At 40.3% G+C, this 21,842-nt stretch carries 21 protein-coding genes and 1 tRNA gene; 17 read left to right on the top strand and 5 right to left on the bottom strand.

Annotated features, from left to right (window positions below; genetic code table 11):
- Positions 1–239: 239 nt before the first annotated feature.
- Entirely contained in the window at positions 240–953 is a 714-nt protein-coding gene (gene rsmG / locus HMPREF1149_RS08635; RefSeq protein ID WP_000801953.1) for a 16S rRNA (guanine(527)-N(7))-methyltransferase RsmG, read from the bottom strand.
- A gap of 93 nt (positions 954–1,046) precedes the next feature.
- On the opposite strand from rsmG, the gene HMPREF1149_RS08630 reads away from it, so the two are divergent.
- From HMPREF1149_RS08630 to HMPREF1149_RS08620, 3 genes are all read left to right on the top strand, one after another.
- Entirely contained in the window at positions 1,047–1,607 is a 561-nt protein-coding gene (locus tag HMPREF1149_RS08630) for a LemA family protein (protein WP_000219839.1), read from the top strand.
- Between the two features lies 1 nt (position 1,608).
- Positions 1,609–2,508 carry a zinc metalloprotease HtpX gene (gene htpX, locus HMPREF1149_RS08625; protein WP_000895755.1) on the top strand — a complete coding sequence of 300 codons (900 nt, stop codon included), beginning with the start codon at positions 1,609–1,611 and terminating at the stop codon, positions 2,506–2,508.
- A 108-nt stretch (positions 2,509–2,616) separates the two neighbouring features.
- Entirely contained in the window at positions 2,617–3,216 is a 600-nt protein-coding gene (locus HMPREF1149_RS08620) for a CPBP family intramembrane glutamic endopeptidase (protein WP_229050626.1), read from the top strand.
- A 190-nt stretch (positions 3,217–3,406) separates the two neighbouring features.
- On the opposite strand, the gene HMPREF1149_RS08615 is transcribed toward HMPREF1149_RS08620, so the two are convergent.
- Together HMPREF1149_RS08615 and HMPREF1149_RS0102150 are read right to left on the bottom strand one after the other, a co-directional pair.
- Complete coding sequence (locus HMPREF1149_RS08615) at positions 3,407–4,966, bottom strand: ATP-binding cassette domain-containing protein (protein WP_025170455.1); 1,560 nt, start codon at positions 4,964–4,966, stop codon at positions 3,407–3,409.
- A gap of 330 nt (positions 4,967–5,296) precedes the next feature.
- Complete coding sequence (locus HMPREF1149_RS0102150) at positions 5,297–5,626, bottom strand: hypothetical protein (RefSeq protein WP_000389541.1); 330 nt, start codon at positions 5,624–5,626, stop codon at positions 5,297–5,299.
- Between the two features lie 168 nt (positions 5,627–5,794).
- Between HMPREF1149_RS0102150 and HMPREF1149_RS08610 the strand changes: the two genes are divergently transcribed.
- The 7 genes from HMPREF1149_RS08610 to HMPREF1149_RS08580 all read left to right on the top strand — a co-directional run bounded on the left by HMPREF1149_RS08610 (position 5,795) and on the right by HMPREF1149_RS08580 (position 14,950).
- Positions 5,795–6,337 carry a YceD family protein gene (locus HMPREF1149_RS08610; RefSeq protein WP_000773196.1) on the top strand — a complete coding sequence of 181 codons (543 nt, stop codon included), beginning with the start codon at positions 5,795–5,797 and terminating at the stop codon, positions 6,335–6,337.
- Entirely contained in the window at positions 6,338–6,967 is a 630-nt protein-coding gene (nth, locus tag HMPREF1149_RS08605; protein ID WP_000244434.1) for an endonuclease III, read from the top strand.
- A gap of 210 nt (positions 6,968–7,177) precedes the next feature.
- Complete coding sequence (gene pyrR / locus HMPREF1149_RS08600; RefSeq protein ID WP_000850018.1) at positions 7,178–7,699, top strand: bifunctional pyr operon transcriptional regulator/uracil phosphoribosyltransferase PyrR; 522 nt, start codon at positions 7,178–7,180, stop codon at positions 7,697–7,699.
- An 18-nt stretch (positions 7,700–7,717) separates the two neighbouring features.
- Entirely contained in the window at positions 7,718–8,641 is a 924-nt protein-coding gene (locus HMPREF1149_RS08595; protein WP_001293828.1) for an aspartate carbamoyltransferase catalytic subunit, read from the top strand.
- A 49-nt stretch (positions 8,642–8,690) separates the two neighbouring features.
- The gene (locus tag HMPREF1149_RS08590; RefSeq protein WP_000166844.1) at positions 8,691–9,770 is read left to right on the top strand and encodes a carbamoyl phosphate synthase small subunit; all 1,080 of its coding nucleotides are present in this window, start codon (positions 8,691–8,693) and stop codon (positions 9,768–9,770) included.
- Between the two features lie 448 nt (positions 9,771–10,218).
- Positions 10,219–13,395 (top strand): carbamoyl-phosphate synthase large subunit, encoded by a 3,177-nt coding sequence (carB, locus tag HMPREF1149_RS08585; protein WP_001126415.1) that lies wholly within the window; start codon positions 10,219–10,221, stop codon positions 13,393–13,395.
- Positions 13,396–13,615: 220 nt separating this feature from the next.
- On the top strand, positions 13,616–14,950 hold the full coding sequence (locus HMPREF1149_RS08580) for an Nramp family divalent metal transporter (protein WP_000100450.1): 1,335 nt from the start codon (positions 13,616–13,618) through the stop codon (positions 14,948–14,950).
- Between the two features lie 115 nt (positions 14,951–15,065).
- Here HMPREF1149_RS08580 and HMPREF1149_RS08575 read toward each other — a convergent pair whose 3' ends face one another.
- The gene (locus tag HMPREF1149_RS08575) at positions 15,066–15,308 is read right to left on the bottom strand and encodes a type B 50S ribosomal protein L31 (RefSeq protein WP_000710762.1); all 243 of its coding nucleotides are present in this window, start codon (positions 15,306–15,308) and stop codon (positions 15,066–15,068) included.
- Positions 15,309–15,403: 95 nt separating this feature from the next.
- Complete coding sequence (locus tag HMPREF1149_RS08570; RefSeq protein WP_000401793.1) at positions 15,404–16,339, bottom strand: DHH family phosphoesterase; 936 nt, start codon at positions 16,337–16,339, stop codon at positions 15,404–15,406.
- 103 nt (positions 16,340–16,442) lie between these two features.
- On the opposite strand from HMPREF1149_RS08570, the gene HMPREF1149_RS08565 reads away from it, so the two are divergent.
- The 7 genes from HMPREF1149_RS08565 to cas9 form a co-directional block, all read left to right on the top strand.
- A complete protein-coding gene (locus HMPREF1149_RS08565; RefSeq protein ID WP_001162125.1) occupies positions 16,443–16,886 on the top strand; it encodes a flavodoxin in 444 nt (147 codons plus the stop codon).
- A 117-nt stretch (positions 16,887–17,003) separates the two neighbouring features.
- The gene (locus HMPREF1149_RS08560) at positions 17,004–17,270 is read left to right on the top strand and encodes a chorismate mutase (protein WP_001046953.1); all 267 of its coding nucleotides are present in this window, start codon (positions 17,004–17,006) and stop codon (positions 17,268–17,270) included.
- Positions 17,267–17,641: a fluoride efflux transporter CrcB gene (gene crcB / locus HMPREF1149_RS08555; RefSeq protein WP_000712117.1), complete on the top strand. Its 375-nt coding sequence runs from the start codon at positions 17,267–17,269 to the stop codon at positions 17,639–17,641. The genes HMPREF1149_RS08560 and crcB (HMPREF1149_RS08555) overlap by 4 nt, the downstream gene beginning before the upstream one ends.
- The gene (gene crcB, locus HMPREF1149_RS08550; protein ID WP_000237391.1) at positions 17,635–17,964 is read left to right on the top strand and encodes a fluoride efflux transporter CrcB; all 330 of its coding nucleotides are present in this window, start codon (positions 17,635–17,637) and stop codon (positions 17,962–17,964) included. The genes crcB (HMPREF1149_RS08555) and crcB (HMPREF1149_RS08550) overlap by 7 nt, the downstream gene beginning before the upstream one ends.
- Before the next feature lie 118 nt (positions 17,965–18,082).
- Positions 18,083–18,430 (top strand): 50S ribosomal protein L19, encoded by a 348-nt coding sequence (gene rplS / locus HMPREF1149_RS08545; RefSeq protein ID WP_001068669.1) that lies wholly within the window; start codon positions 18,083–18,085, stop codon positions 18,428–18,430.
- 42 nt (positions 18,431–18,472) lie between these two features.
- A tRNA-Arg gene (locus tag HMPREF1149_RS08540) sits at positions 18,473–18,544 on the top strand.
- A 218-nt stretch (positions 18,545–18,762) separates the two neighbouring features.
- The coding region (cas9, locus tag HMPREF1149_RS08535; RefSeq protein ID WP_001013911.1) for a type II CRISPR RNA-guided endonuclease Cas9 at positions 18,763–21,842 on the top strand (3,080 nt) is incomplete at its 3' end.

Genomic DNA, 21,842 nt, shown 5'->3' with positions numbered 1-21,842 from the left:
ATTATTTTGCAGCAATAGGCCCTCAGAGTAAGACTTTTTAAAAAATAGCTATCTTTTAAAAATTTATATAAATCTGCGCCTTCGTCACCTCACAGGATGACATTAAAAACCTTTGCTTGTGATAGTATAGCAGAAAAAAATGATTTTGTAAATCATTTTTTCCCGAGCCTAGAAATGCGAGAGCGAGGTATGATTTTGTAAATCATTTTCTGAACTTTAAACAAAGGGTGCACCATTGTTTAAAGTGGGCGTTTGTTGGGCATGCCAGCCTTTCTTGGGTACTTGTTAGGTGTTTCCTTTTTCTTTTCGACGACAGTGATGTAGCGCGGATCTCCATTTGGTAGGGCGTAGCTGAGATTGTCTTCGACCTTGCTGAAGAGGAGGTTGAGGGCATTCTTGGCTTCTAGCAATTCCTCAGGAGCATTGCTGGCCTTGAGTGCCAATAGTTTGCCACCGACTTTAAGATAGGGAATGGTCAGCTCAGACAAAACCTGCATACGGGCAACCGCACGAGCCGTCACCACATCAAACTGGGCACGGAAGTTCTTGTCTTGGGCAAAGTCTTCTGCCCGTCCATGGTAGAAGTGAACACCATCCAAATCCAACTCCTGAGCCAAAAGCTGAAGGAAGTTAATGCGCTTATTGAGTGAATCAATGATGGTCACATCTAACTGAGGATAGAGGATTTTCATGGGTAGACTAGGAAATCCTGCCCCAGCCCCGATATCAAGAAGTTTGATAGTTTCATTTGAAATCAAGCCTTGCAGAATAGGTGCAATCGAATCATAAAAGTGCTTAAGGTAGACTTCTTCTTTGTCTGTAATAGCGGTCAGGTTAATCTTTTCATTCCACTCGACCAAGAGTTCAAAATAGCGTTCAAATTGATTCTTTTGCTGGTCAGAAAGTGGAAGATTTTGCTCAGCTAGTAGGCTGTAAAATGTTTCTGGTTTCATAGTAGTTTCCTTCTCTAGTATCATCTTATTTTACCATATTCATTAAAATTTTGATATACTGGTAGTAATCTAAAAGCAGAAAGGAATAAGATTATGACTTGGATTATTCTTGGAGTTTTGGCTCTGATTGTTATTTTTGTGATTGTTAGCTATAACGGTTTGGTTAAAAATCGTATGCAAACCAAGGAGGCTTGGAGCCAGATCGATGTTCAGTTGAAGCGTCGTAATGATCTCCTCCCAAACTTGATTGAAACAGTCAAAGGCTATGCGAAATATGAAGGTTCTACCTTGGAAAAAGTGACAGAACTTCGTAGACAAGTAGCCGCAGCAACATCACCAGCTGAAGCTATGAAGGCCAGTGATGCCCTTACCCGCCAGATTTCTGGTATCTTTGCAGTAGCAGAGAATTACCCAGACTTGAAAGCTAGTGCTAACTTTATCAAATTACAAGAAGAGTTGACCAATACAGAAAATAAAATTTCTTACTCACGCCAACTCTACAACAGTGTTGTCAGCAACTACAATGTAAAACTTGAAAGTTTCCCAAGCAACCTCATCGCAGGACTATTTGGATTTAAAGCTGCAGACTTCCTTCAAACACCTGAAGAGGAAAAGGCTGTTCCTAAAGTTGACTTTAGCGGATTAGGTGACTAAGATGTTGTTTGATCAAATTGCGAGCAATAAACGAAAAACCTGGATTTTGTTGCTGGTTTTCTTCCTACTCTTGGCCTTGGTTGGTTATGCGGTTGGCTATCTCTTCATGCGCTCAGGTCTTGGTGGCATGATTATTGCCTTGATTATTGGTCTTATCTACGCTCTGACCATGATCTTTCAATCAACAGAGATTGTCATGTCTATGAATGGGGCGCGTGAGGTTGATGAGCAAACGGCACCAGACCTCTACCATGTAGTAGAAGATATGGCTATGGTGGCTCAGATTCCCATGCCGCGTGTTTTCATCATTGAGGATTCTTCTTTAAATGCCTTTGCAACAGGTTCAAACCCGCAGAATGCAGCAGTAGCGGCCACTTCGGGTCTTCTGGCTATCATGAATCGTGAGGAGCTAGAAGCTGTTATGGGTCATGAAGTCAGTCATATCCGAAACTACGATATCCGCATTTCGACCATTGCTGTCGCCCTCGCCAGTGCCATTACCCTTCTGTCTAGTATGGCAGGACGGATGATGTGGTGGGGAGGCGCTGGTCGCAGACGGAGTGATAATGATCGCGATGGAAATGGTTTGGAGATTATCATGCTTGTTATCTCTCTCTTAGCCATTGTTCTAGCACCTCTCGCAGCAACCTTGGTGCAATTAGCCATTTCCCGTCAGAGGGAATTTCTGGCGGATGCATCCAGTGTGGAGCTGACTCGTAATCCTCAAGGGATGATCAATGCCTTGCGTAAGTTGGAAAATAGCGAGCCGATGCATCACCATGTTGACGATGCCAGCAGCGCTCTTTATATCAATGATCCTAAGAAAGGTGGTGGACTTCAAAAACTCTTTTATACCCACCCACCTATCTCAGAACGAATCGAACGCTTGAAACACATGTAAAAAAAATCCAGAGGTCGTCTCTGGATTTTTGCTTTTAGTATCTCGCTTTTAACTTGTTATCTCACCAAAAAATAGTATAATATATGTAATTCTATATAATTGAGGTGAATGATGTATAAGCGCTGGATGACGTTTTTCTTGATTTTGATTTTTATGCCGATTCATTTGAGTATAGCAGAGAAAATCATGCGAATAAATTCATTACCGCTATCAATCCTTTTTACCCTTGTTGAACTTGCATTATTTTTATATGTAGGAAAAAAGTATGACTTGTTTCACATTCGGCAAATCCGCCTAAAAGATATTCTTAAATGTTTTCTTTCATACGCCTTGCTTTTCCTGTTTTATATTATGGTCAATTTTTTAGGCCCTACCCAATCAGACACAACTCAAACTGTGCAAAGTTTATCACTTTCATGGTCTGTACTTTTTGTGGATCTCTGTGTTTTGGCACCTGTCACGGAAGAAATCTTTATGCGAGGTATGTTACAGGGGATAGTATTTAAGAATACCTATTTTGGATTGTTTGCCACATCGCTTCTTTTTGCTTATCTGCATGGTCCCTATACTATTCCTAGCTTTATCAGCTATTTAGGTATGGGATTTGCATTTGGGGTAAGGTTTAAGACTTCTGACAACCTATGGAATTCCATTCTTTTGCATGTTCTCAATAATCTGGTTGCATTTTGCTTTTTGTATATGAGATAATGCTACATTAGAATGCTTTGAGCTGTAAAATAGTAAAAAATGATTTCTAGCTTATACAATTTAAACAAAAGTCAGGGCATAATCTGTCACGTAGATGATGCCAGCAGCGCTCTGTGCATCAATGATTCTAAGAAAGACGTGTGTAAACAAAATCCAGAGACGATCTCTGGATTTTTGCTATGTTCAACATTTATAAATCTTGTAAAGCGACGACTTCCAAACCATGATCTGTCAAACGATAGATATTCGTACAGACCTCTTTTAAGAAGCGTCTGTCATGCGAAACAGTGATTAGACCGCCGGGATAGGAGGCAAAGAGTTTTCTGATTTCGGGTTGAGAAGTGGGAGAAAAATTACGTGTAGGCTCATCCAGAAGGAGAAAGTTTGGTTTGCGCAACACTAAATCCAAAAGTAGGAGTTTACCTTGTTGCCCACCAGATAGGGAGCGGATTTGGTGGTGCATCTCTGGATAGCTAAAATTGAGACTGGCTAGGTGAGATTGGATTTTCTGTAGTTCTTCTTTTTGTCCAGTGTGGCTGAGGTAGGCTACTGGAGATAAATCCAATTGCAGTTTTTTATGGTAATATTGTGGCATAAAACCAAGCGAAATCTCTCTTTTGGCGCTGAGCAGTTGTTGCAACTTGGCTAACAGAGTTGATTTCCCAGCACCATTTGGCCCGATGATACCGATTTTATCTTGGCCACGAACAGTTAGTTGTAACTCCTGAGCTAAAATGCGCTTGCCAATGGATAAATTTTCTTTTTCCAGTTGGATTAAGACTTTAGAAGCCGGTAATGGTTGGATGTCTGAAAAGAAAAGTTGGATTTGTTCCTCTTCAAGTGGTTTTTGGATCATGGACTGAGCTTCCTTTTCAAAGCGTTTTTCTTGAGAGAGAACAGTTTTCATCTTTTTAGCCAATAGGCGACCAGCAGTACTGTCTTGGGTAGCTCGAAGTGCAGTTTCTACATTTTGCTTAACTCGGCGATGCTTTTCCATGGTTTTGTCATAGGCTCTCTGGTCGTTAGCAGCTTGCTGGATTTGTCTGGCAAAACTAGCCTTTCTCTGCTCACTATAGCGATCATAGTCTAAATGCTCGACTAGCGTTTCCGCTTCTTTTCGGTGCTTGACCAGTCGCAAGTGGACAATAGTATCTGCCGTATGAGAAAGAAAGTCTTCATCATGGGAAATGAAAATAACAGTTTGCCTAATCTTTTGAATCTGCCTTTTTAGCCAATCAACCGTTTCAAGGTCTAGGTCATTTGAAGGTTCATCTAAAAATAGAATCTCAAAAGGTTTTGCTAACTCGTGGATGAGCTGAATTTTCAAAGCTTCGCCCCCTGATAGACTGCCAATTTCTTGGTCGCTAGCAAAACGGTCGCTATCAAAGTGCAATTCCTCAGCCAAACGATAAAGAATGCTGTAGTCTAAATCAGCAGAATCCAAAAAGAAGTAGTCGTGTAGAGTCCTATTTTTCAGGATTTCAGGGAGTTTTTGAGGAATGTAGGCCAGTGATTGAAGGTCAGACTGGATGTCGCCCTTGATAGTAAAATCAGGTAATGCTTCCCTCATTAAAGCTCGTAGTAAAGTTGATTTACCATTTCCTTCTTCACCAATAATAGCAACCTTTTCTCCGTCTTGGATAGTCATGGTTAGGTCAGATACAAGGTCCCGCAAATCTTTGTTTTGCGTGATGGTTAGATGATTGATTTTTATCATATTATTGCCCTTTCTAGAATGTCCATAGTGCATAACAAAAAGCTCTACTTTACCTAGTAGAGCCCAAAGTCACTGTCAAAACTCTATTATCCTCGTTGAAAAACTCGTCAAACTAGCTTGGAGCTGCCTAACCCAACCCAAGAGGAGCATAGCTTTCTAGTTTTTTGATTTTCAATAGGGACAAGATACTAGAAAATCTAGTATGAAAAGAGCACACAAAAAGAGACAAAAACAAGATCTACTAAATAAAGGTTCTTTATTTGATAGATTAGTTGTTCATGTCTCCCTTACCTCCGAGTATTAGTATCTCTATCCTATACCTTTCAGGAAATTTTGTCAATAGAAAACAAGTAATTCCATGCTCTAAAATCCAAAAACAGGTCCATAGAGAGTCAGTACGTGTTTGACATGTTCGTAATGGAACTTATCATAGTTGCGCCAAGCAGTACGAGCTTGATCGTTTAGTTTTAGGCTACCCAGTCCAATCAGTAGACTGGTACGTTGGTAAAATTTTTCAAGGTAGATTAAGATACTGTTGTCCAGCATTTCCGCTTTTTTTAGTTCCTTGAGAGTGGTATTCAGCACCTCTTGCAGTCTAAGATCATCGGCTGTGCTTTGTTTACAGCTTTGGTAGCTTTTATTTAACTCGGAAAGGAGTTTGTAAGCTTCATTGATGAGTGCTTTGTCTTCCATATGAGCATCCTCCTTGTTCTGATGTATTCTTGCCTATAGTATAGCACTAATAGGAAAGTTTGTCATAGTAAATATGTTAAAAAATGAGATTTTAATATCAAAGTTTGGAAAGCTGACTTATAGCCTTTTCATGGTATAATCAAGTGAGTACATCTTTATGGAGGAAATATGAAGTTAAATATTCAAGAAATTCGTAAGCAACCTGAAGGCCTGCATTTTGAACAAGCTTTAGACCTTGCCGCAGAGCTGCGTGCACGTAATCAAGAGATTTTAGATGTCAAAGATATCCTTGCTGTTGGGAAGGTGCAGTACGAAGACCGTCTGTATTTCTTAGACTATCAGTTGTCTTATACTATTGTTCTAGCTTCAAGTCGCAGTATGGAGCCAGTTGAGTTAGTTGAATCTTATCCAGTAACGGAAGTTTTCATGGAAGGAGCGACCAACCAACTGGACCAGGAAGTTCTAGACGATGACTTAGTTTTGCCTATCGAAAATGGGGAAATCGACCTTGCTGAGAGCGTAGCAGATAATATCTTGCTCAATATTCCAATCAAGGTCTTGACGGCAGAAGAAGAGGCGGGCCAAGGTTTTGTGTCAGGGAATGACTGGCAAATCATGACTGAGGAAGAATACCAGGCCCAACAAGCAGTCAAGAAAGAAGAAAATAGTCCTTTTGCAGGTTTACAAGGACTATTTAATGGAGACGAGTAGATGGTTTTATCCAAGAAACGTGCCCGTCATGTCATAGAGGAAATCATTGCCCTCTTCCCAGACGCCAAACCCAGCCTTGATTTTACTAATCATTTTGAACTCTTGGTTGCAGTGATGTTGTCAGCTCAGACAACAGATGCCGCAGTCAACAAGGCTACGCCAGCTCTCTTTGCAGCCTTTCCAACGCCTCAAGCCATGTCTGTCGCGACTGAAAGTGAAATTGCCTCACACATTTCCCGCCTAGGACTTTATCGAAATAAGGCTAAATTTCTTAAAAAATGTGCCCAACAGTTACTAGACGATTTTGATGGTCAAGTGCCTCAGACTCGAGAGGAATTAGAAAGTCTAGCTGGTGTTGGTCGTAAAACAGCAAATGTAGTACTGAGTGTGGGCTTTGGAATTCCAGCTTTTGCAGTGGACACTCATGTGGAGCGTATCTGTAAGCATCACGATATCGTTAAAAAATCAGCTACGCCACTTGAAGTAGAAAAACGTGTCATGGACGTTCTGCCACCAGAAGAATGGTTAGCAGCCCACCAGGCCATGATTTACTTTGGACGAGCTATCTGCCATCCCAAAAATCCAGAATGTGCCCACTATCCCCAATTATATGATTTTAGTAATGTTTAAGGGGACTCTGAAAAAGTTTTTGCTTGATTTTAAGGGTGCTTTGTGCTATAGTAAATGATAACTAAATAGTCCTTTAAACCTGTCCCGTGAGGCAGGCAAGGAGCGCGATAAAGTAGAAGGGTGAAGTCTATACTGTTTACAGTAGGGCTCGCTTGGCTATACATTTCAAGTCTCCTTGTAGAAGGAGACTTTTCTTTTTGGAGGTTTGTCATGAAGACAAAAGAAGTTGTAGATGAATTGACTGTCAAACGAGCGATTACGCGAATTACTTATGAGATTATTGAGCGCAATAAAGATTTGAATAAAATTATCCTAGCTGGGATAAAAACGCGAGGTGTTTTCATCGCTCATCGTATCAAAGAACGCTTGGAGCAGTTGGAAAATATCACTGTTCCTGTTGTGGAATTGGACACCAAACCTTTCCGTGATGATGTTAAAAGCGGAGAAGATACTTCTTTGATTTCTGTTGATGTGACAGACCGTGAAGTTATCTTGGTGGATGATGTGCTTTATACAGGTCGTACCATCCGTGCTGCTATCGATAACATTGTCGGACATGGTCGTCCTGCGCGCGTGAGTCTTGCGGTGCTAGTAGATCGTGGACATAGAGAATTGCCAATCCGTCCAGATTACGTTGGGAAAAATATCCCAACCAGTCGTTCTGAAGAAATCATCGTAGAGATGACAGAACTTGATGGCCAAGACAGAGTTCTGATTACTGAAGAAGCTTAGAAAGCTGAAGGAGTAGCCATGTCAGAAAATCAACAAGCATTGAACCATGTGGTGTCCATGGAAGACCTCACTGTCGATCAAGTGATGAAATTGATTAAGCGAGGAATTGAGTTTAAAAATGGAGCCCAGCTTCCTTATGAAGACCATCCGATTGTTTCAAATCTTTTCTTTGAGGATTCTACACGGACACATAAGTCCTTTGAAGTGGCAGAGATTAAGCTAGGGCTGGAGCGACTGGACTTTGATGTGAAGACCAGCTCAGTAAACAAGGGTGAGACACTGTATGACACAATCCTAACCTTGTCTGCGCTTGGTGTAGATGTCTGCGTGATTCGCCACCCAGAGGTCGATTATTACAAAGAATTGATTACGAGTCCAACCATTACGACTTCCATCATCAATGGTGGAGATGGTTCAGGTCAACATCCTAGTCAGAGCTTGCTTGATTTGATGACCATTTATGAGGAATTTGGTCACTTTGAGGGTCTCAAGGTTGCTATTGCAGGTGACTTGGATCATTCACGTGTTGCCAAATCCAATATGCAAATTTTGAAACGCTTGGGAGCTGAACTTTTCTTTGCAGGACCTGAGGAATGGAGAAGTCAAGAGTTTGCGGACTATGGACAGTTTGTAACTATTGATGAGATTGTTGATCAGGTGGATGTTTTGATGTTGCTCCGCGTTCAACATGAACGCCATGATAGTGGTGCAGTCTTTTCAAAAGAAGACTACCATGCCCAACATGGTTTGACTCAAGAACGTTATGATCGCTTAAAAGAAACAGCAATAATCATGCACCCAGCTCCAGTTAATCGAGATGTGGAAATTGCTGACCACTTGGTTGAAGCGCCAAAATCACGCATTGTCCAACAAATGACCAACGGTGTCTTTGTTCGAATGGCAATCTTAGAATCCGTATTGGCGAGTAGAAACGCCAATTAAAACACAAGACGTTAAAAGACGCCAGTGAGCGTCCACGAGAGGTGAAAATATGACAAAAAGACTTCTAGTATTAGAAGATGGCACAGTTTTTGAAGGCAAGGCCTTCGGAGCAGATATTGATGTAACAGGCGAAATCGTCTTTAACACAGGTATGACCGGCTACCAAGAGTCCATTACAGACCAGTCTTATAATGGACAAATCTTGACCTTTACTTATCCTTTGGTGGGAAATTATGGAATTAATCGTGATGATTACGAATCCATTATTCCGACTTGTAAGGGAGTTGTCGTTTTTGAAGAAGCACGTCGAGCTAGCAACTGGCGCAACCAAATGACGTTGGATGAATTTTTGAAAGCCAAGAAAATTCCAGGGATTTCAGGAATTGATACGCGTGCACTTACCAAGATTATCCGTAAGCATGGTACTATGCGTGCAACCTTGACCCATGTTGGGGACAGTATGGACCATGTGACGGACCAGCTGCAAGCAACAGTCTTGCCGACAGACAATATCAAACAGGTTTCCACTAAAACATCATATCCAGCTCCTGGAGTTGGTTTGAGTGTGGTCTTAGTAGACTTTGGTCTCAAGCACTCAATCCTACGTGAACTTTCCAAACGCAACTGTAACGTGACCGTCGTTCCATATTCAACAACAGCGGAAGAAATTCTCCACCTCAATCCTGACGGAGTTATGTTGTCAAATGGTCCAGGTAACCCAGAAGATGTTCCAGAAGCACTGGACATGATTCGTGGTGTGCAAGGGAAAATTCCAATTTTCGGTATTTGTATGGGGCACCAACTTTTTGCTATGGCAAACGGGGCTAAGACTTACAAGATGAAATTTGGTCACCGCGGATTTAACCACGCGGTACGTGAGATTGCTACAGGCCGTATAGACTTCACCAGCCAGAACCACGGTTATGCAGTTAGCCGTGAGGACTTGCCAGATCATTTGATCATTACCCACGAAGAAATCAATGATAAATCAGTTGAAGGAGTTCGCCACAGATACCAACCAGGTTTTTCTGTACAATTCCACCCAGACGCAGCTCCTGGTCCACACGACGCAAGCTACCTATTTGATGAATTTATCGAGATGATGGAAGCCTTTAAACAAGCAAACTAAGAACGAGTAAAAAATCGTCGGAGAATTTATGTAACTGAACACGGACGGAAAGCTCGGAATTTAGAGAAACCAACTTGGATTGTCAATCCTTCCTTGGTTTCCTAAAATTCAATCGCTTTCTATTCGTCCTTTGTATCTTATTTAATGTCGCTCTGTGAGGCGACGAATAGAAAGACAGGTCGTTTCTTTTAGTCGCTATTGGGCGAACTAAAAACTCCCTGCACTAGATTTTTTATCGAAAAATATCGTTTCTCTAAAAAATCGTCGGAGAATTTATTTAATGGCAACCAGAGAGTTGCCGAATAGAAAGGAGAAGGGTGGCCCGTATTTGCTGAACTGAATACGGGCTACGGACGGCGCTAAAAAGATAGTTATTCCTAGAACTGATAGTTCTTCGTCATAACTCCTATTTTAGCTTTGTCCGCTTGACGCCCTTAATATCTTAAAAATGCCTAAACGTACTGATATTCAAAAAATTATGGTGATTGGTTCTGGTCCGATTATTATTGGTCAGGCTGCTGAGTTTGACTACGCTGGGACCCAGGCCTGCTTGTCTTTGAAAGAGGAAGGTTATGAAGTTGTCTTGGTGAACTCAAACCCTGCCACTATCATGACGGACAAGGAGATTGCGGACAAGGTCTACATCGAACCGATTACACTGGAGTTTGTGACACGTATTCTCCGTAAGGAACGCCCAGATGCTTTACTTCCAACTCTTGGAGGTCAGACAGGGCTCAATATGGCCATGGAATTATCTAAAAATGGTATCCTAGATGAGCTCGGAGTAGAGCTTCTGGGTACTAAACTGTCTGCTATTGACCAAGCTGAGGACCGTGACCTCTTTAAACAATTGATGGAAGAGCTTGAGCAACCAATTCCAGAATCTGAAATTGTCAACACAGTGGAAGAAGCAGTTGCTTTTGCGGCATCAATCGGCTATCCAGTCATTGTCCGTCCAGCCTTTACCCTAGGTGGTACTGGTGGTGGTATGTGTTCCAACGAGGAAGAATTGCGTGAAATCGCTGAAAATGGGTTGAAACTGTCACCTGTTACCCAATGTTTGATTGAACGTTCAATCGCAGGTTTCAAAGAAATCGAATACGAAGTCATGCGCGATTCAGCTGACAATGCTTTGGTTGTTTGTAACATGGAAAACTTTGACCCAGTTGGGATTCATACAGGGGATTCTATCGTATTTGCTCCTGCGCAAACCATGTCAGACTATGAAAACCAAATGCTACGTGACGCGAGCTTGAGCATTATCCGCGCACTCAAGATTGAAGGTGGGTGTAACGTTCAGCTGGCCCTTGATCCGCATAGCTTCAAGTACTATGTTATCGAAGTAAACCCTCGTGTATCGCGTTCGTCAGCTCTTGCTTCTAAGGCGACGGGTTATCCGATTGCCAAATTGGCTGCCAAGATTGCCGTTGGTTTGACTCTGGATGAGGTCATCAACCCAGTTACAGGTTCAACTTATGCTATGTTTGAACCAGCTCTTGACTACGTCGTTGCTAAGATTCCACGTTTCCCATTTGACAAGTTTGAAAAAGGTGAGCGTCGTCTCGGAACTCAGATGAAAGCGACTGGGGAAGTCATGGCCATTGGTCGTAACATCGAGGAATCTCTTCTAAAAGCCTGTCGTTCACTTGAAATTGGGGTTCACCACAATGAAATGCCTGAATTGGCAACCGTTTCTGATGATGCCTTGATTGAAAAGGTTGTCAAGGCCCAAGATGACCGTCTCTTCTACGTATCAGAAGCTATTCGCCGTGGTTACACACCAGAAGAAATCGCTGAGCTTACGAAAATTGATATCTTTTATCTTGATAAACTCTTGCACATCTTTGAAATTGAGCAAGAATTAGGTGCCCATCCACAAGATCTAGAAGTCTTGAAAACAGCTAAACTCAATGGATTTTCAGACCGCAAGATTGCGGAGCTTTGGGAAACGACTGCCGACCAAGTTCGCCAACTTCGCTTGGAAAACAAGATTATCCCAGTTTACAAGATGGTCGATACTTGTGCGGCAGAATTTGACTCTGAAACACCATATTTCTATTCAACTTATGGATGGGAAAATGAGTCTATCAAGTCTGATAAGGAATCCGTCCTAGTCTTAGGTTCAGGTCCAATCCGTATCGGACAAGGGGTTGAGTTTGACTACGCAACAGTTCACTCGGTGAAGGCTATCCAGGCAGCTGGTTATGAGGCCATCATCATGAACTCAAACCCAGAGACTGTTTCAACCGACTTCTCGGTATCTGATAAGCTCTACTTTGAGCCATTAACTTTTGAAGATGTTATGAATGTTATTGACTTGGAGCAACCAAAAGGGGTTATCGTTCAGTTCGGTGGTCAAACAGCCATCAACCTTGCGGAGCCATTGGCAAAAGCAGGGGTGACTATCCTTGGTACGCAAGTCGCTGACTTAGACCGTGCCGAAGACCGCGACCTCTTCGAGCAAGCTCTTAAAGACTTGGATATTCCACAGCCACCAGGACAAACGGCTACCAATGAAGAAGAAGCAGTGCTTGCAGCTCGCAAGATTGGCTTCCCAGTCTTAGTTCGCCCATCTTATGTTTTAGGTGGACGTGCTATGGAAATCGTTGAAAACGAAGAAGATCTTCGTTCTTACATGCGTACCGCTGTTAAGGCTAGTCCAGACCATCCAGTCCTTGTTGACTCTTACATCGTTGGGCAAGAGTGCGAAGTCGATGCTATTTCAGACGGAGAAAATGTCCTTATCCCTGGTATCATGGAGCACATCGAACGTGCTGGTGTCCACTCAGGTGACTCAATGGCTGTTTACCCTCCACAAACCTTGTCTCAAAAGGTGCAAGACACGATTGCAGATTATACTAAGCGTCTGGCAATTGGCCTCAACTGTCTTGGTATGATGAACATTCAGTTTGTTATCAAGGATGAGAAAGTCTATGTTATCGAGGTCAACCCACGTGCCAGCCGTACGGTTCCATTCCTTTCTAAGGTAACCAATATCCCTATGGCTCAGGTAGCGACTAAGTTGATTCTTGGTCAAAGTCTCGAAGAACTTGGTTACCAAGATGGACTTTACCCTGAAAGCACACGAGTTCATATCAAAGCGCCAGTCTTCTCCTTTACCAAGCTAGCGAAAGTAGACAGCTTGCTCGGTCCTGAAATGAAATCGACAGGGGAAGTCATGGGTTCTGATACAACTCTTGAAAAAGCGCTCTATAAAGCTTTTGAAGCTTCATACCTTCACTTGCCTACTTTTGGTAATGTTGTCTTTACCATCGCTGATGATGCAAAAGAAGAAGCTTTAGATTTAGCTCGTCGTTTCCAAAACATTGGTTACGGAATCCTTGCAACTGCAGGAACAGCGGAGTTCTTTGCAAATCATGGACTTCAAGCTCAACTAGTTGGGAAAATCGGTGATGACGAACATGATATTCCTAGCTACGTCCGTAAAGGAAAAATCCAAGCTATCATCAATACTGTCGGAACCAAACGAACTGCTGACGAAGATGGTGAGCAAATCCGTCGTTCAGCCATTGAACACGGAGTGCCACTCTTTACAGCTCTAGATACAGCTAATGCCATGCTCAAGGTGCTAGAAAGCCGTAGTTTTGTCACAGAAGCGATCTAGTTGAGAAAGAATTTTTACAGTTTTAAAGCCAGCGTTTTCTGACGCTGGCTTTTATAATACTGATATTGTTTATTTCAACTATCATTTCTTTTATTAGGAATCATTCCAAAATGTGATATAATAAGGGTGAATTGGAAATAGGTAAACTATTTTCATCATTCTTTCAAAAAATATTCTATTAAGAAGTATGTAAAGACAGATTAGAAAGTGGGAAATCCCTATGTCCTCTTATGAAAAAGTCTCTCTTTCTGAGATCAATCAATCTATTGAGACTCCAAATAACAATCATTTTTGGCAAAATCTAAAAGCATTCTTAGGACCTGGTGCACTTGTGGCAGTTGGCTACATGGATCCTGGAAATTGGATCACCAGTGTGGTTGGTGGTGCCTCCTACAAGTACAGCCTTTTATTTGTTATTTTAATTTCATCCATCATTGCTATGCAGCTACAACAGATGGCTGGGAAGCTCGGTATCGTGACTAGGATGGACCTAGCACAGGCAACAGCTCATCATGCTCCCAAGTGGCTTCGCTATAGTTTGTGGGTGATTTTAGAATTAGCTTTAATGGCGACAGACTTGGCTGAGGTTCTAGGTTCAGCGATTGCCTTAAATCTTTTGTTTAAAATACCGATTATGATTGCTATCCTCTTAACCGTTTTAGATGTGTTTCTTTTGTTGTTGTTGATGAAATTTGGTTTCAAAAAAATTGAAGCTATTGTTACGACCCTTATTTTAACCATATTAGCCATCTTTACCTATCTTGTGGCCTTATCCAATCCAAGTATCCAGGGGATCATTGGTGGTTATTTGCCAACTTCAACTTTATTTGAAACACCGTTACCAGGTCATGAAAGTCAATTGACCTTGGCTCTGGGGATTGTAGGAGCGACAGTCATGCCCCATAATCTCTATCTCCATTCCTCTCTATCCCAAACAAGGAAAATCAATCACAAAGATAAGAAGGATGTTCGAAAAGCAGTTCGCTTTATGACCTGGGATTCAAATCTTCAGTTATCCCTAGCCTTCATTGTCAATTCCTTGCTTCTCATTTTAGGTGCCTCCCTCTTTTTTGGTCATGCATCTGAAATTTCAGCTTTTTCTCAAATGTACAATGCTTTACAGGATTCGACAATAGCAGGAGCAATAGCCAGCTCAACCTTGTCAACTTTATTTGCTCTAGCCCTCCTAGCAAGCGGCCAAAATTCGACTATTACAGGCACTTTGACAGGACAGATTGTCATGGAAGGCTTCTTACATCTAAGATTGCCTCAGTGGCTTATCCGTATCGGTACACGTATTTTTGCCTTGCTACCTGTGATTATAGTCGCCGTTTTGTTTGGATATCAAGAAAAAACCTTGGATCAGTTATTGGTCTATTCACAGGTCTTTCTGTCAATCGCTCTTCCGTTTTCAATCTTTCCCTTAATCTATCTGACCTCTAAGAAGTCACTAATGGGAGAATTCACTAATGCCAAGTGGAACACCATCCTAGGTTACGCAGTTTCAATCATCTTGACCATTCTCAATATCAAGCTTCTTTTCGATATTTTTTAACCTCGTTTGAAATCAATCATAGTGTCAGCTTGAAGCTTGACAAATAGAAAGTAGTAGTGATTGATTTATAAAAAGAAGTACAAAAAAAGAACAGCTGAAACTGTTCTTTTTATCATTATTTGAGACCGTATTTTTTGTTGAAACGATCCACGCGTCCATCTGCTTGAGTGAACTTTTGACGTCCAGTGTAGAATGGGTGTGAGTCTGATGAAATTTCCACACGGATCAATGGGTAAGTTTCGCCTTCAAACTCAACAGTTTCGTTAGAGCGTTTAGTTGAACCGCTAAGGAATTTGTAACCAGTAGTTGTGTCCATGAAGACAACCGGGCGATATTCTGGATGGATATCTTTTTTCATTTTGCAATATTTCCTTTCTGCCATGGTCTCTTTGCGAGCCATAGATTGTTACCATACTAGTCTATCAGATTCTGAAAAGTTTGGCAAGTATTTTATCAGTATTTAAGCAAGTTTTTTAACTTTTGATAGATGATTTCGTTTTCTTCTAGACTATAGGAATTGGCGCCACTGGCTAATGGGTGTCCTCCTCCGTCGTGTTCTTTGGCAATTTCATTGATAGGGGTGATTTTACTACGCATTCGCACGCGGAAGTGGCCATCAGCTTGCTCAACAAAGATAGCCCAAGCCTTAACAGTATCAATTCGGCCAGGTGCTCCGACAATCGCAGCCGTTTCAGCATCCGTAACCTTATATTCTTTCAGGATTTCTTGAGTAAGCAGAACGCGTGCGGCTCCATTCTCATCGACTTCTAAGTGATCATAAACATACCCTTGTAGTTTTGCAATCTTAAAGCTCATGGTATCCATTTGACGAGACAATCCAGCAAAGTCAAAATCAACTTCTCGGAGCTGGCCAGCTATCCTAAAGGTACGAGCACTAGTTGATGGGTAGAGAAAACGTCCCGTGTCCCCGACAATTCCTGCATAGAGAAGTCGTGCCGCTTCACTAGACAAAGCTAGCTGATTTTCTTGAGCAAATAATGCAATCATCTCACTAGCACTGCTTGAACTTGTATCCACCCATGATAGGTCACCATAGATATCATCATTTGGATGGTGATCGATTTTAATGGTGAAAGTAGCTTGTTCGTAGCGTTTGTCATCGATACGAGGGCGATTCGCTGTATCACAAATAATAGCAAGAGCTCCTTGGTAGACACTGTCTTGGACAGTATCCATTTCCGCCATCCAGGTTAGAGTTGGTTCGTTAAAACCGACTACTTTGATGGTCTTTTCTGGAAAATGGTGTGTGAGAAGAGCTTTCAATCCCACTTGACTCCCTAAGGCATCCGGATCTGGTTTCATATGACGATGAATGATAATGGTATCGTATTCTTTGATTTTCTCTAATATTTGCTGGCAAATTTCCATAAATAACCTCAATTCTTTCTCATTTCATTGTAGCACAAGAATTTTTATTTTTAAAATGAAAAAGATATGATATAATGGAGAAAGATAAATTGAGGAGGACGATATGGCATTAGCAAAAATTGTATTTGCCAGTATGACCGGTAATACCGAAGAAATTGCAGATATTGTAGCAGACAAATTACGTGACTTGGGCTTGGATGTCGATGTGGATGAATGTACGACTGTTGACGCTTCAGACTTCTTGGAGGCGGATATCGCAATCGTTGCAACTTATACTTATGGAGACGGAGAATTGCCAGATGAGATGATGGACTTTTACGAAGACCTAGCAGATCTCAACTTGAATGGCAAAATCTACGGAGTGGTCGGTTCAGGAGATACCTTCTACGACGAATTCTGTAAGGCTGTTGATGACTTTGATCGCGTTTTTGTAGCGACAGGAGCAGAAAAAGGTTCAGAGTGTGTTAAAGTGGACCTCTCTGCCGAAGAAGAAGACATCGAACGTTTGGAACAATTCGCAGAAGAATTGGCTGCAAAAGTAGGATAAGAAGCAAACTGCGCTGGCTGGAATAAGTCGGTGTAGTTTTTTATTAGTTATTTTGGGATTTTACTAGCCTATTTATACGCTTTTTGATACAATAATTCAAATAAAGGAGGAGACTGTATGAACTTAGATATTATTCGGCAAGAAATTGATCAAATCGACGACCAAATCGTCAAGCTCCTAGAAGAACGGATGCACTTAGTTGAAGGGGTTGTTGCTTATAAGAAAGCCTCAGGAAAACCTATTTTAGATTCTAAGAGAGAAGCGGTTATTTTTGAAAAGGTTAGAAGTCGTGTAGAGGACAAGCGATATCAGGAGACTATTGTTGCGACTTTTTCTGACATACTCAAACATTCGCGTGATTATCAGGATCAAAATATCAAATGAAAAAAGAACAATTTTATCCGCTCGGAATTTTTCTAGCTGCAATGGTGGGAGGCCTTGTCCGCTACCTGGTTTCCACTTGGTTACCAGCCAGTCCCGACTTTCCTTGGGGCACCCTTCTCGTCAATTATCTGGGAATATTCTGCCTAGTCTATCTGGTGAAAGGCTATTTGGTCTATAAGAGAACTAGTAAAGGCTTAATTTTGGCGCTGGGGACGGGTTTTTGCGGTGGCCTGACAACCTTTTCTAGCCTAATGCTTGATGCAGTAAAACTGCTTGATACCGGGCGTTATCTTAGCTTAATCATCTATCTGCTTTTGAGTATTGGAGGAGGTCTACTCTTGGCTTATGTTCTAGGGAGGAAGAAATGGTAATCGTTTATCTTGCAATCGCCTGCGGGTTCGGAGCCTTGGTGCGTTATTTCTTTTCCCGCTATAATCAAGCTTCAAAATTGCCATTGGGAACTCTCATTGCCAATCTTCTAGGATGTTTTTTAATTGGCCTATTCTACAATCATGTGGAGTCTAAGGAAGTCTATGCTATCCTAGCGACAGGTTTTTGTGGAGGTTTGACGACCTTTTCAACCTTGAATGACGAGCTGCAAAGACTATTCAGTGACAAGAAGGTATTTTATAGCTATTTAGTCATAACTTACATAGGCGGCTTAGTGGCGATTTTTTTAGGAATTCTGCTATAAATTTCTTTACTTTTAGGTAGAAATTTGGTAAACTATATCCTGTGTGTAATGGACGCACAAAAATACAGTTTATCCGCTGAGGAAGGTTCCTCAAGATTGACAAAGATAGGAGAATAAAATGAATCCATTAATCCAAAGCTTGACTGAAGGTCAACTTCGTACAGATATCCCATCATTCCGTCCTGGTGACACTGTTCGTGTACACGCGAAAGTTGTCGAAGGTAACCGTGAACGTATCCAGATTTTTGAAGGTGTTGTTATCGCACGTAAAGGTGCTGGTATCTCAGAAAACTACACAGTTCGTAAAATCTCTAACGGTGTAGGTGTTGAGCGTATCTTCCCAATCCACACTCCACGTGTTGAAAAGATCGAAGTTGTTCGCTACGGTAAAGTACGTCGTGCGAAATTGTACTACTTGCGTGCTCTTCAAGGTAAAGCAGCTCGTATCAAAGAAATCCGTCGTTAATTCGACAAAAAAACTCTGCTTATTCAGCAGAGTTTTTCTCTAGCTCCCTTAGTTCAATGGATATAACAACTCCCTCCTAAGGAGTAGTTGCAGGTTCGATTCCTGCAGGGGGCATATAAACTATTGATTTTTATGTAGAAATCACTCAAGTTAAATACAACTCCAAAGCGTGAGATCACGCTTTTTTGTTTTTTATCAATGATGAAAACGTGAGAATTTGCATATAATTATAAAAAGACAGGATATTTTAGTTAATTGCATATAATGATTTGATTTTTTAGGAAGCAAGGAGTAAAATTTAATTAATATGATGATTAGTTAGGAGTATAATTATGAATGGTTTAGTTTTAGGATTAGATATTGGTATTGCATCCGTAGGAGTGGGAATTCTAGAAAAAAATTCTGGAAAGATTATTCATGCGAATTCACGACTTTTTCCAGCTGCAACAGCTGATAATAATGTTGAAAGAAGAAAAAATAGACAGGCTAGACGATTAAATCGTCGGAAGAAACACCGTGGTGTTCGCTTTCAAGATCTATTTGAAGACTATGGTCTGTTAACTGATTTTTCTAAGGTATCCATTAATCTTAATCCATATCGACTTCGTGTAGATGGCTTGAATCAGCAACTAACAAATGAAGAGCTGTTCATAGCTTTAAAGAATATAGTTAAGAGACGTGGGATTAGCTATTTAGATGATGCTTCTGAGGATGGTGGTGCAGTATCGTCTGATTATGGTAAGGCAGTTGAGGAAAATAGAAAATTACTCGCTGAACAAACACCTGGTCAAATCCAACTAGAACGTTTCGAAAAATATGGTCAGGTAAGAGGAGATTTCACTGTTGTGGAAAATGGTGAGAAACGCCGATTGATCAATGTTTTTTCAACATCTGCTTATAGAAAAGAAGCTGAAAAAATTTTAAGAAAACAGCAAGAATTTAATAATCAGATTACGGATGAATTTATAGAGGATTATCTAAAAATCCTTACAGGTAAAAGAAAATACTATCATGGACCAGGTAATGAAAAATCACGGACGGATTATGGACGTTTTCGAACAGATGGTACTACCTTAGATAATATTTTTGGTGTTTTAATCGGTAAATGTACATTTTATCCTAATGAATACAGAGCTTCTAAATCTTCCTATACTGCTCAAGAGTTTAATTTACTAAATGATTTAAATAATTTAACAGTTCCTACAGAGACCAAGAAACTGAGTGAGGAACAAAAGAAAGTTATTGTTGAATATGCTAAGGAAGCTAAAACCTTAGGAGCCTCAACCTTATTGAAGTACATTGTTAAAATGATTGATGCTTCAGTAGATCAGATAAGTGGTTATCGAGTTGATGTAAACAATAAACCTGAAATGCATACTTTTGAAGTCTATCGAAAAATGCAATCGCTAGAAACAATTTCAGTTGGGGAATTGTCTAGAAATGTTCTAGATGAGCTTGCCCATATTTTAACTCTAAATACTGAACGAGAAGGTATAGAAGAAGCAATTAACTCGAAGTTAATGGGTGTATTTAGTCAAGACCAAGTACTTGAATTGGTTCAATTTAGAAAAAATAATAGCAGTCTATTTAGTAAGGGATGGCATAATTTTTCCCTTAAACTCATGATGGAATTGATACCAGAACTCTATGAAACTTCAGAAGAGCAAATGACAATTCTCACACGATTGGGGAAACAAAAATCTAAAGAAACATCAAAAAGAACCAAATATATTGATGAAAAAGAATTAACAGAAGAAATTTATAACCCTGTAGTAGCAAAATCTGTCAGACAAGCTATAAAAATAATCAACGAAGCAACTAAAAAACATGGTATCTTTGACAATATCGTTATCGAAATGGCGCGTGAAAATAACGAAGAAGACGCTAAGAAAGATTATATAAAACGTCAAAAGGCAAATCAAGATGAGAAAAATGCGGCTATGGAAAAAGCGGCGTTTCAATACAATGGGAAAAAAGAGTTGCCGGGTAACATTTTTAATGGGCATAAGGAATTAGCTACTAAGATTCGTTTATGGCATCAACAGGGAGAAAAGTGTCTCTATACTGGGAAGACCATTCCAATTTCAGATTTAATTCACAATCAGTACAAGTACGAAATTGACCATATTTTACCTCTTTCTTTATCGTTTGATGATAGTCTATCTAATAAAGTATTGGTTCATGCCACAGCAAACCAAGAAAAGGGACAACGTACACCGTTTCAGGCTTTAGATAGTATGGATGATGCCTGGTCCTACCGTGAGTTTAAATCATATGTAAAAGATTTAAAATCACTAAGTAATAAAAAGAAAGATTATCTTTTGACAGAAGAAGACATTAGTAAAATTGAAGTAAAACAGAAATTTATCGAACGAAACTTGGTTGACACTCGATATTCCTCTCGCGTTGTTTTAAATGCCTTACAAGATTTTTATAAGAGCCATCAATTTGATACAACTATTTCGGTGGTACGTGGACAATTTACTTCTCAGCTAAGAAGAAAGTGGGGGCTTGAAAAGTCTCGTGAAACCTACCATCATCATGCTGTGGATGCCTTAATTATTGCCGCTTCTAGTCAATTAAGATTATGGAAAAAACAGAATAATCCTCTGATTACTTATAAAGAAGGACAGTTTATTGATTCACAGACTGGAGAAATTATTTCGTTAACTGATGATGAATATAAAGAGTTAGTGTTTAAAGCGCCTTATGACCATTTTGTTGATACATTGCATAGCAAGACATTTGAGGATGGTATACTGTTTTCTTATCAGGTAGATTCAAAATACAATCGAAAAATTTCAGATGCAACCATTTACGCAACAAGAAAAGCGAAATTGGATAAAGATAAATCCGAAGAAACTTATGTTTTAGGTAAGATTAAAGATATTTATAGTCAAGCAGGGTATGATGCTTTTATTAAAATTTACAATAAAGATAAGAGAAAATTCTTGATGTATCATAAAGACCCACAAACATTTGAAAAAGTGATTGAAGAAATTTTAAGAACCTATCCATCTAAAGAACGGAACGATAAAAATAAGGAAGTTCCTTGCAATCCTTTTGAGAAATATCGACAAGAAAATGGGCCAATCCGTAAGTACAGCAAAAAAGGTAATGGACCAGAAATTAAATGTCTGAAATACTACGATAATAAACTAGGTAATTACATTGATATCTCACCAGATGGTAGTGATAATCAAGTGGTTCTTCAGTCACTTAAGCCTTGGAGGACGGATGTTTATTTTAATCATCAGACTAAAAAATATGAATTGATGGGTTTGAAATATTCTGATTTATCTTTTGAAAAAGGTAGTGGGAAATATAGTATTTCTAATGAGAAGTATAATTCTATAAAGAGAATTGAAGGCGTTAATGAGCAGTCTGAATTTAAATTTACTCTCTATAAAAA

Origin of the sequence: Streptococcus sp. BS35b (genome assembly GCF_000286475.1) — a bacterium.
Taxonomy (GTDB): domain Bacteria; phylum Bacillota; class Bacilli; order Lactobacillales; family Streptococcaceae; genus Streptococcus; species Streptococcus oralis_W.
This window is presented reverse-complemented; position numbering and strand designations above follow the sequence as displayed.

Bases quoted from the DNA above. Each gene is read 5' to 3' on its own strand.
- rsmG (WP_000801953.1), bottom strand. From the start codon at position 953: ATGAAACCAGAAACATTTTACAGCCTACTAGCTGAGCAAAATCTTCCA.
- HMPREF1149_RS08630 (WP_000219839.1), top strand. From the start codon at position 1,047: ATGACTTGGATTATTCTTGGAGTTTTGGCTCTGATTGTTATTTTTGTG.
- htpX (WP_000895755.1), top strand. From the start codon at position 1,609: ATGTTGTTTGATCAAATTGCGAGCAATAAACGAAAAACCTGGATTTTG.
- HMPREF1149_RS08620 (WP_229050626.1), top strand. From the start codon at position 2,617: ATGATGTATAAGCGCTGGATGACGTTTTTCTTGATTTTGATTTTTATG.
- HMPREF1149_RS08615 (WP_025170455.1), bottom strand. From the start codon at position 4,966: ATGCACTATGGACATTCTAGAAAGGGCAATAATATGATAAAAATCAAT.
- HMPREF1149_RS0102150 (WP_000389541.1), bottom strand. From the start codon at position 5,626: ATGGAAGACAAAGCACTCATCAATGAAGCTTACAAACTCCTTTCCGAG.
- HMPREF1149_RS08610 (WP_000773196.1), top strand. From the start codon at position 5,795: ATGAAGTTAAATATTCAAGAAATTCGTAAGCAACCTGAAGGCCTGCAT.
- nth (WP_000244434.1), top strand. From the start codon at position 6,338: ATGGTTTTATCCAAGAAACGTGCCCGTCATGTCATAGAGGAAATCATT.
- pyrR (WP_000850018.1), top strand. From the start codon at position 7,178: ATGAAGACAAAAGAAGTTGTAGATGAATTGACTGTCAAACGAGCGATT.
- HMPREF1149_RS08595 (WP_001293828.1), top strand. From the start codon at position 7,718: ATGTCAGAAAATCAACAAGCATTGAACCATGTGGTGTCCATGGAAGAC.
- HMPREF1149_RS08590 (WP_000166844.1), top strand. From the start codon at position 8,691: ATGACAAAAAGACTTCTAGTATTAGAAGATGGCACAGTTTTTGAAGGC.
- carB (WP_001126415.1), top strand. From the start codon at position 10,219: ATGCCTAAACGTACTGATATTCAAAAAATTATGGTGATTGGTTCTGGT.
- HMPREF1149_RS08580 (WP_000100450.1), top strand. From the start codon at position 13,616: ATGTCCTCTTATGAAAAAGTCTCTCTTTCTGAGATCAATCAATCTATT.
- HMPREF1149_RS08575 (WP_000710762.1), bottom strand. From the start codon at position 15,308: ATGAAAAAAGATATCCATCCAGAATATCGCCCGGTTGTCTTCATGGAC.
- HMPREF1149_RS08570 (WP_000401793.1), bottom strand. From the start codon at position 16,339: ATGGAAATTTGCCAGCAAATATTAGAGAAAATCAAAGAATACGATACC.
- HMPREF1149_RS08565 (WP_001162125.1), top strand. From the start codon at position 16,443: ATGGCATTAGCAAAAATTGTATTTGCCAGTATGACCGGTAATACCGAA.
- HMPREF1149_RS08560 (WP_001046953.1), top strand. From the start codon at position 17,004: ATGAACTTAGATATTATTCGGCAAGAAATTGATCAAATCGACGACCAA.
- crcB (WP_000712117.1), top strand. From the start codon at position 17,267: ATGAAAAAAGAACAATTTTATCCGCTCGGAATTTTTCTAGCTGCAATG.
- crcB (WP_000237391.1), top strand. From the start codon at position 17,635: ATGGTAATCGTTTATCTTGCAATCGCCTGCGGGTTCGGAGCCTTGGTG.
- rplS (WP_001068669.1), top strand. From the start codon at position 18,083: ATGAATCCATTAATCCAAAGCTTGACTGAAGGTCAACTTCGTACAGAT.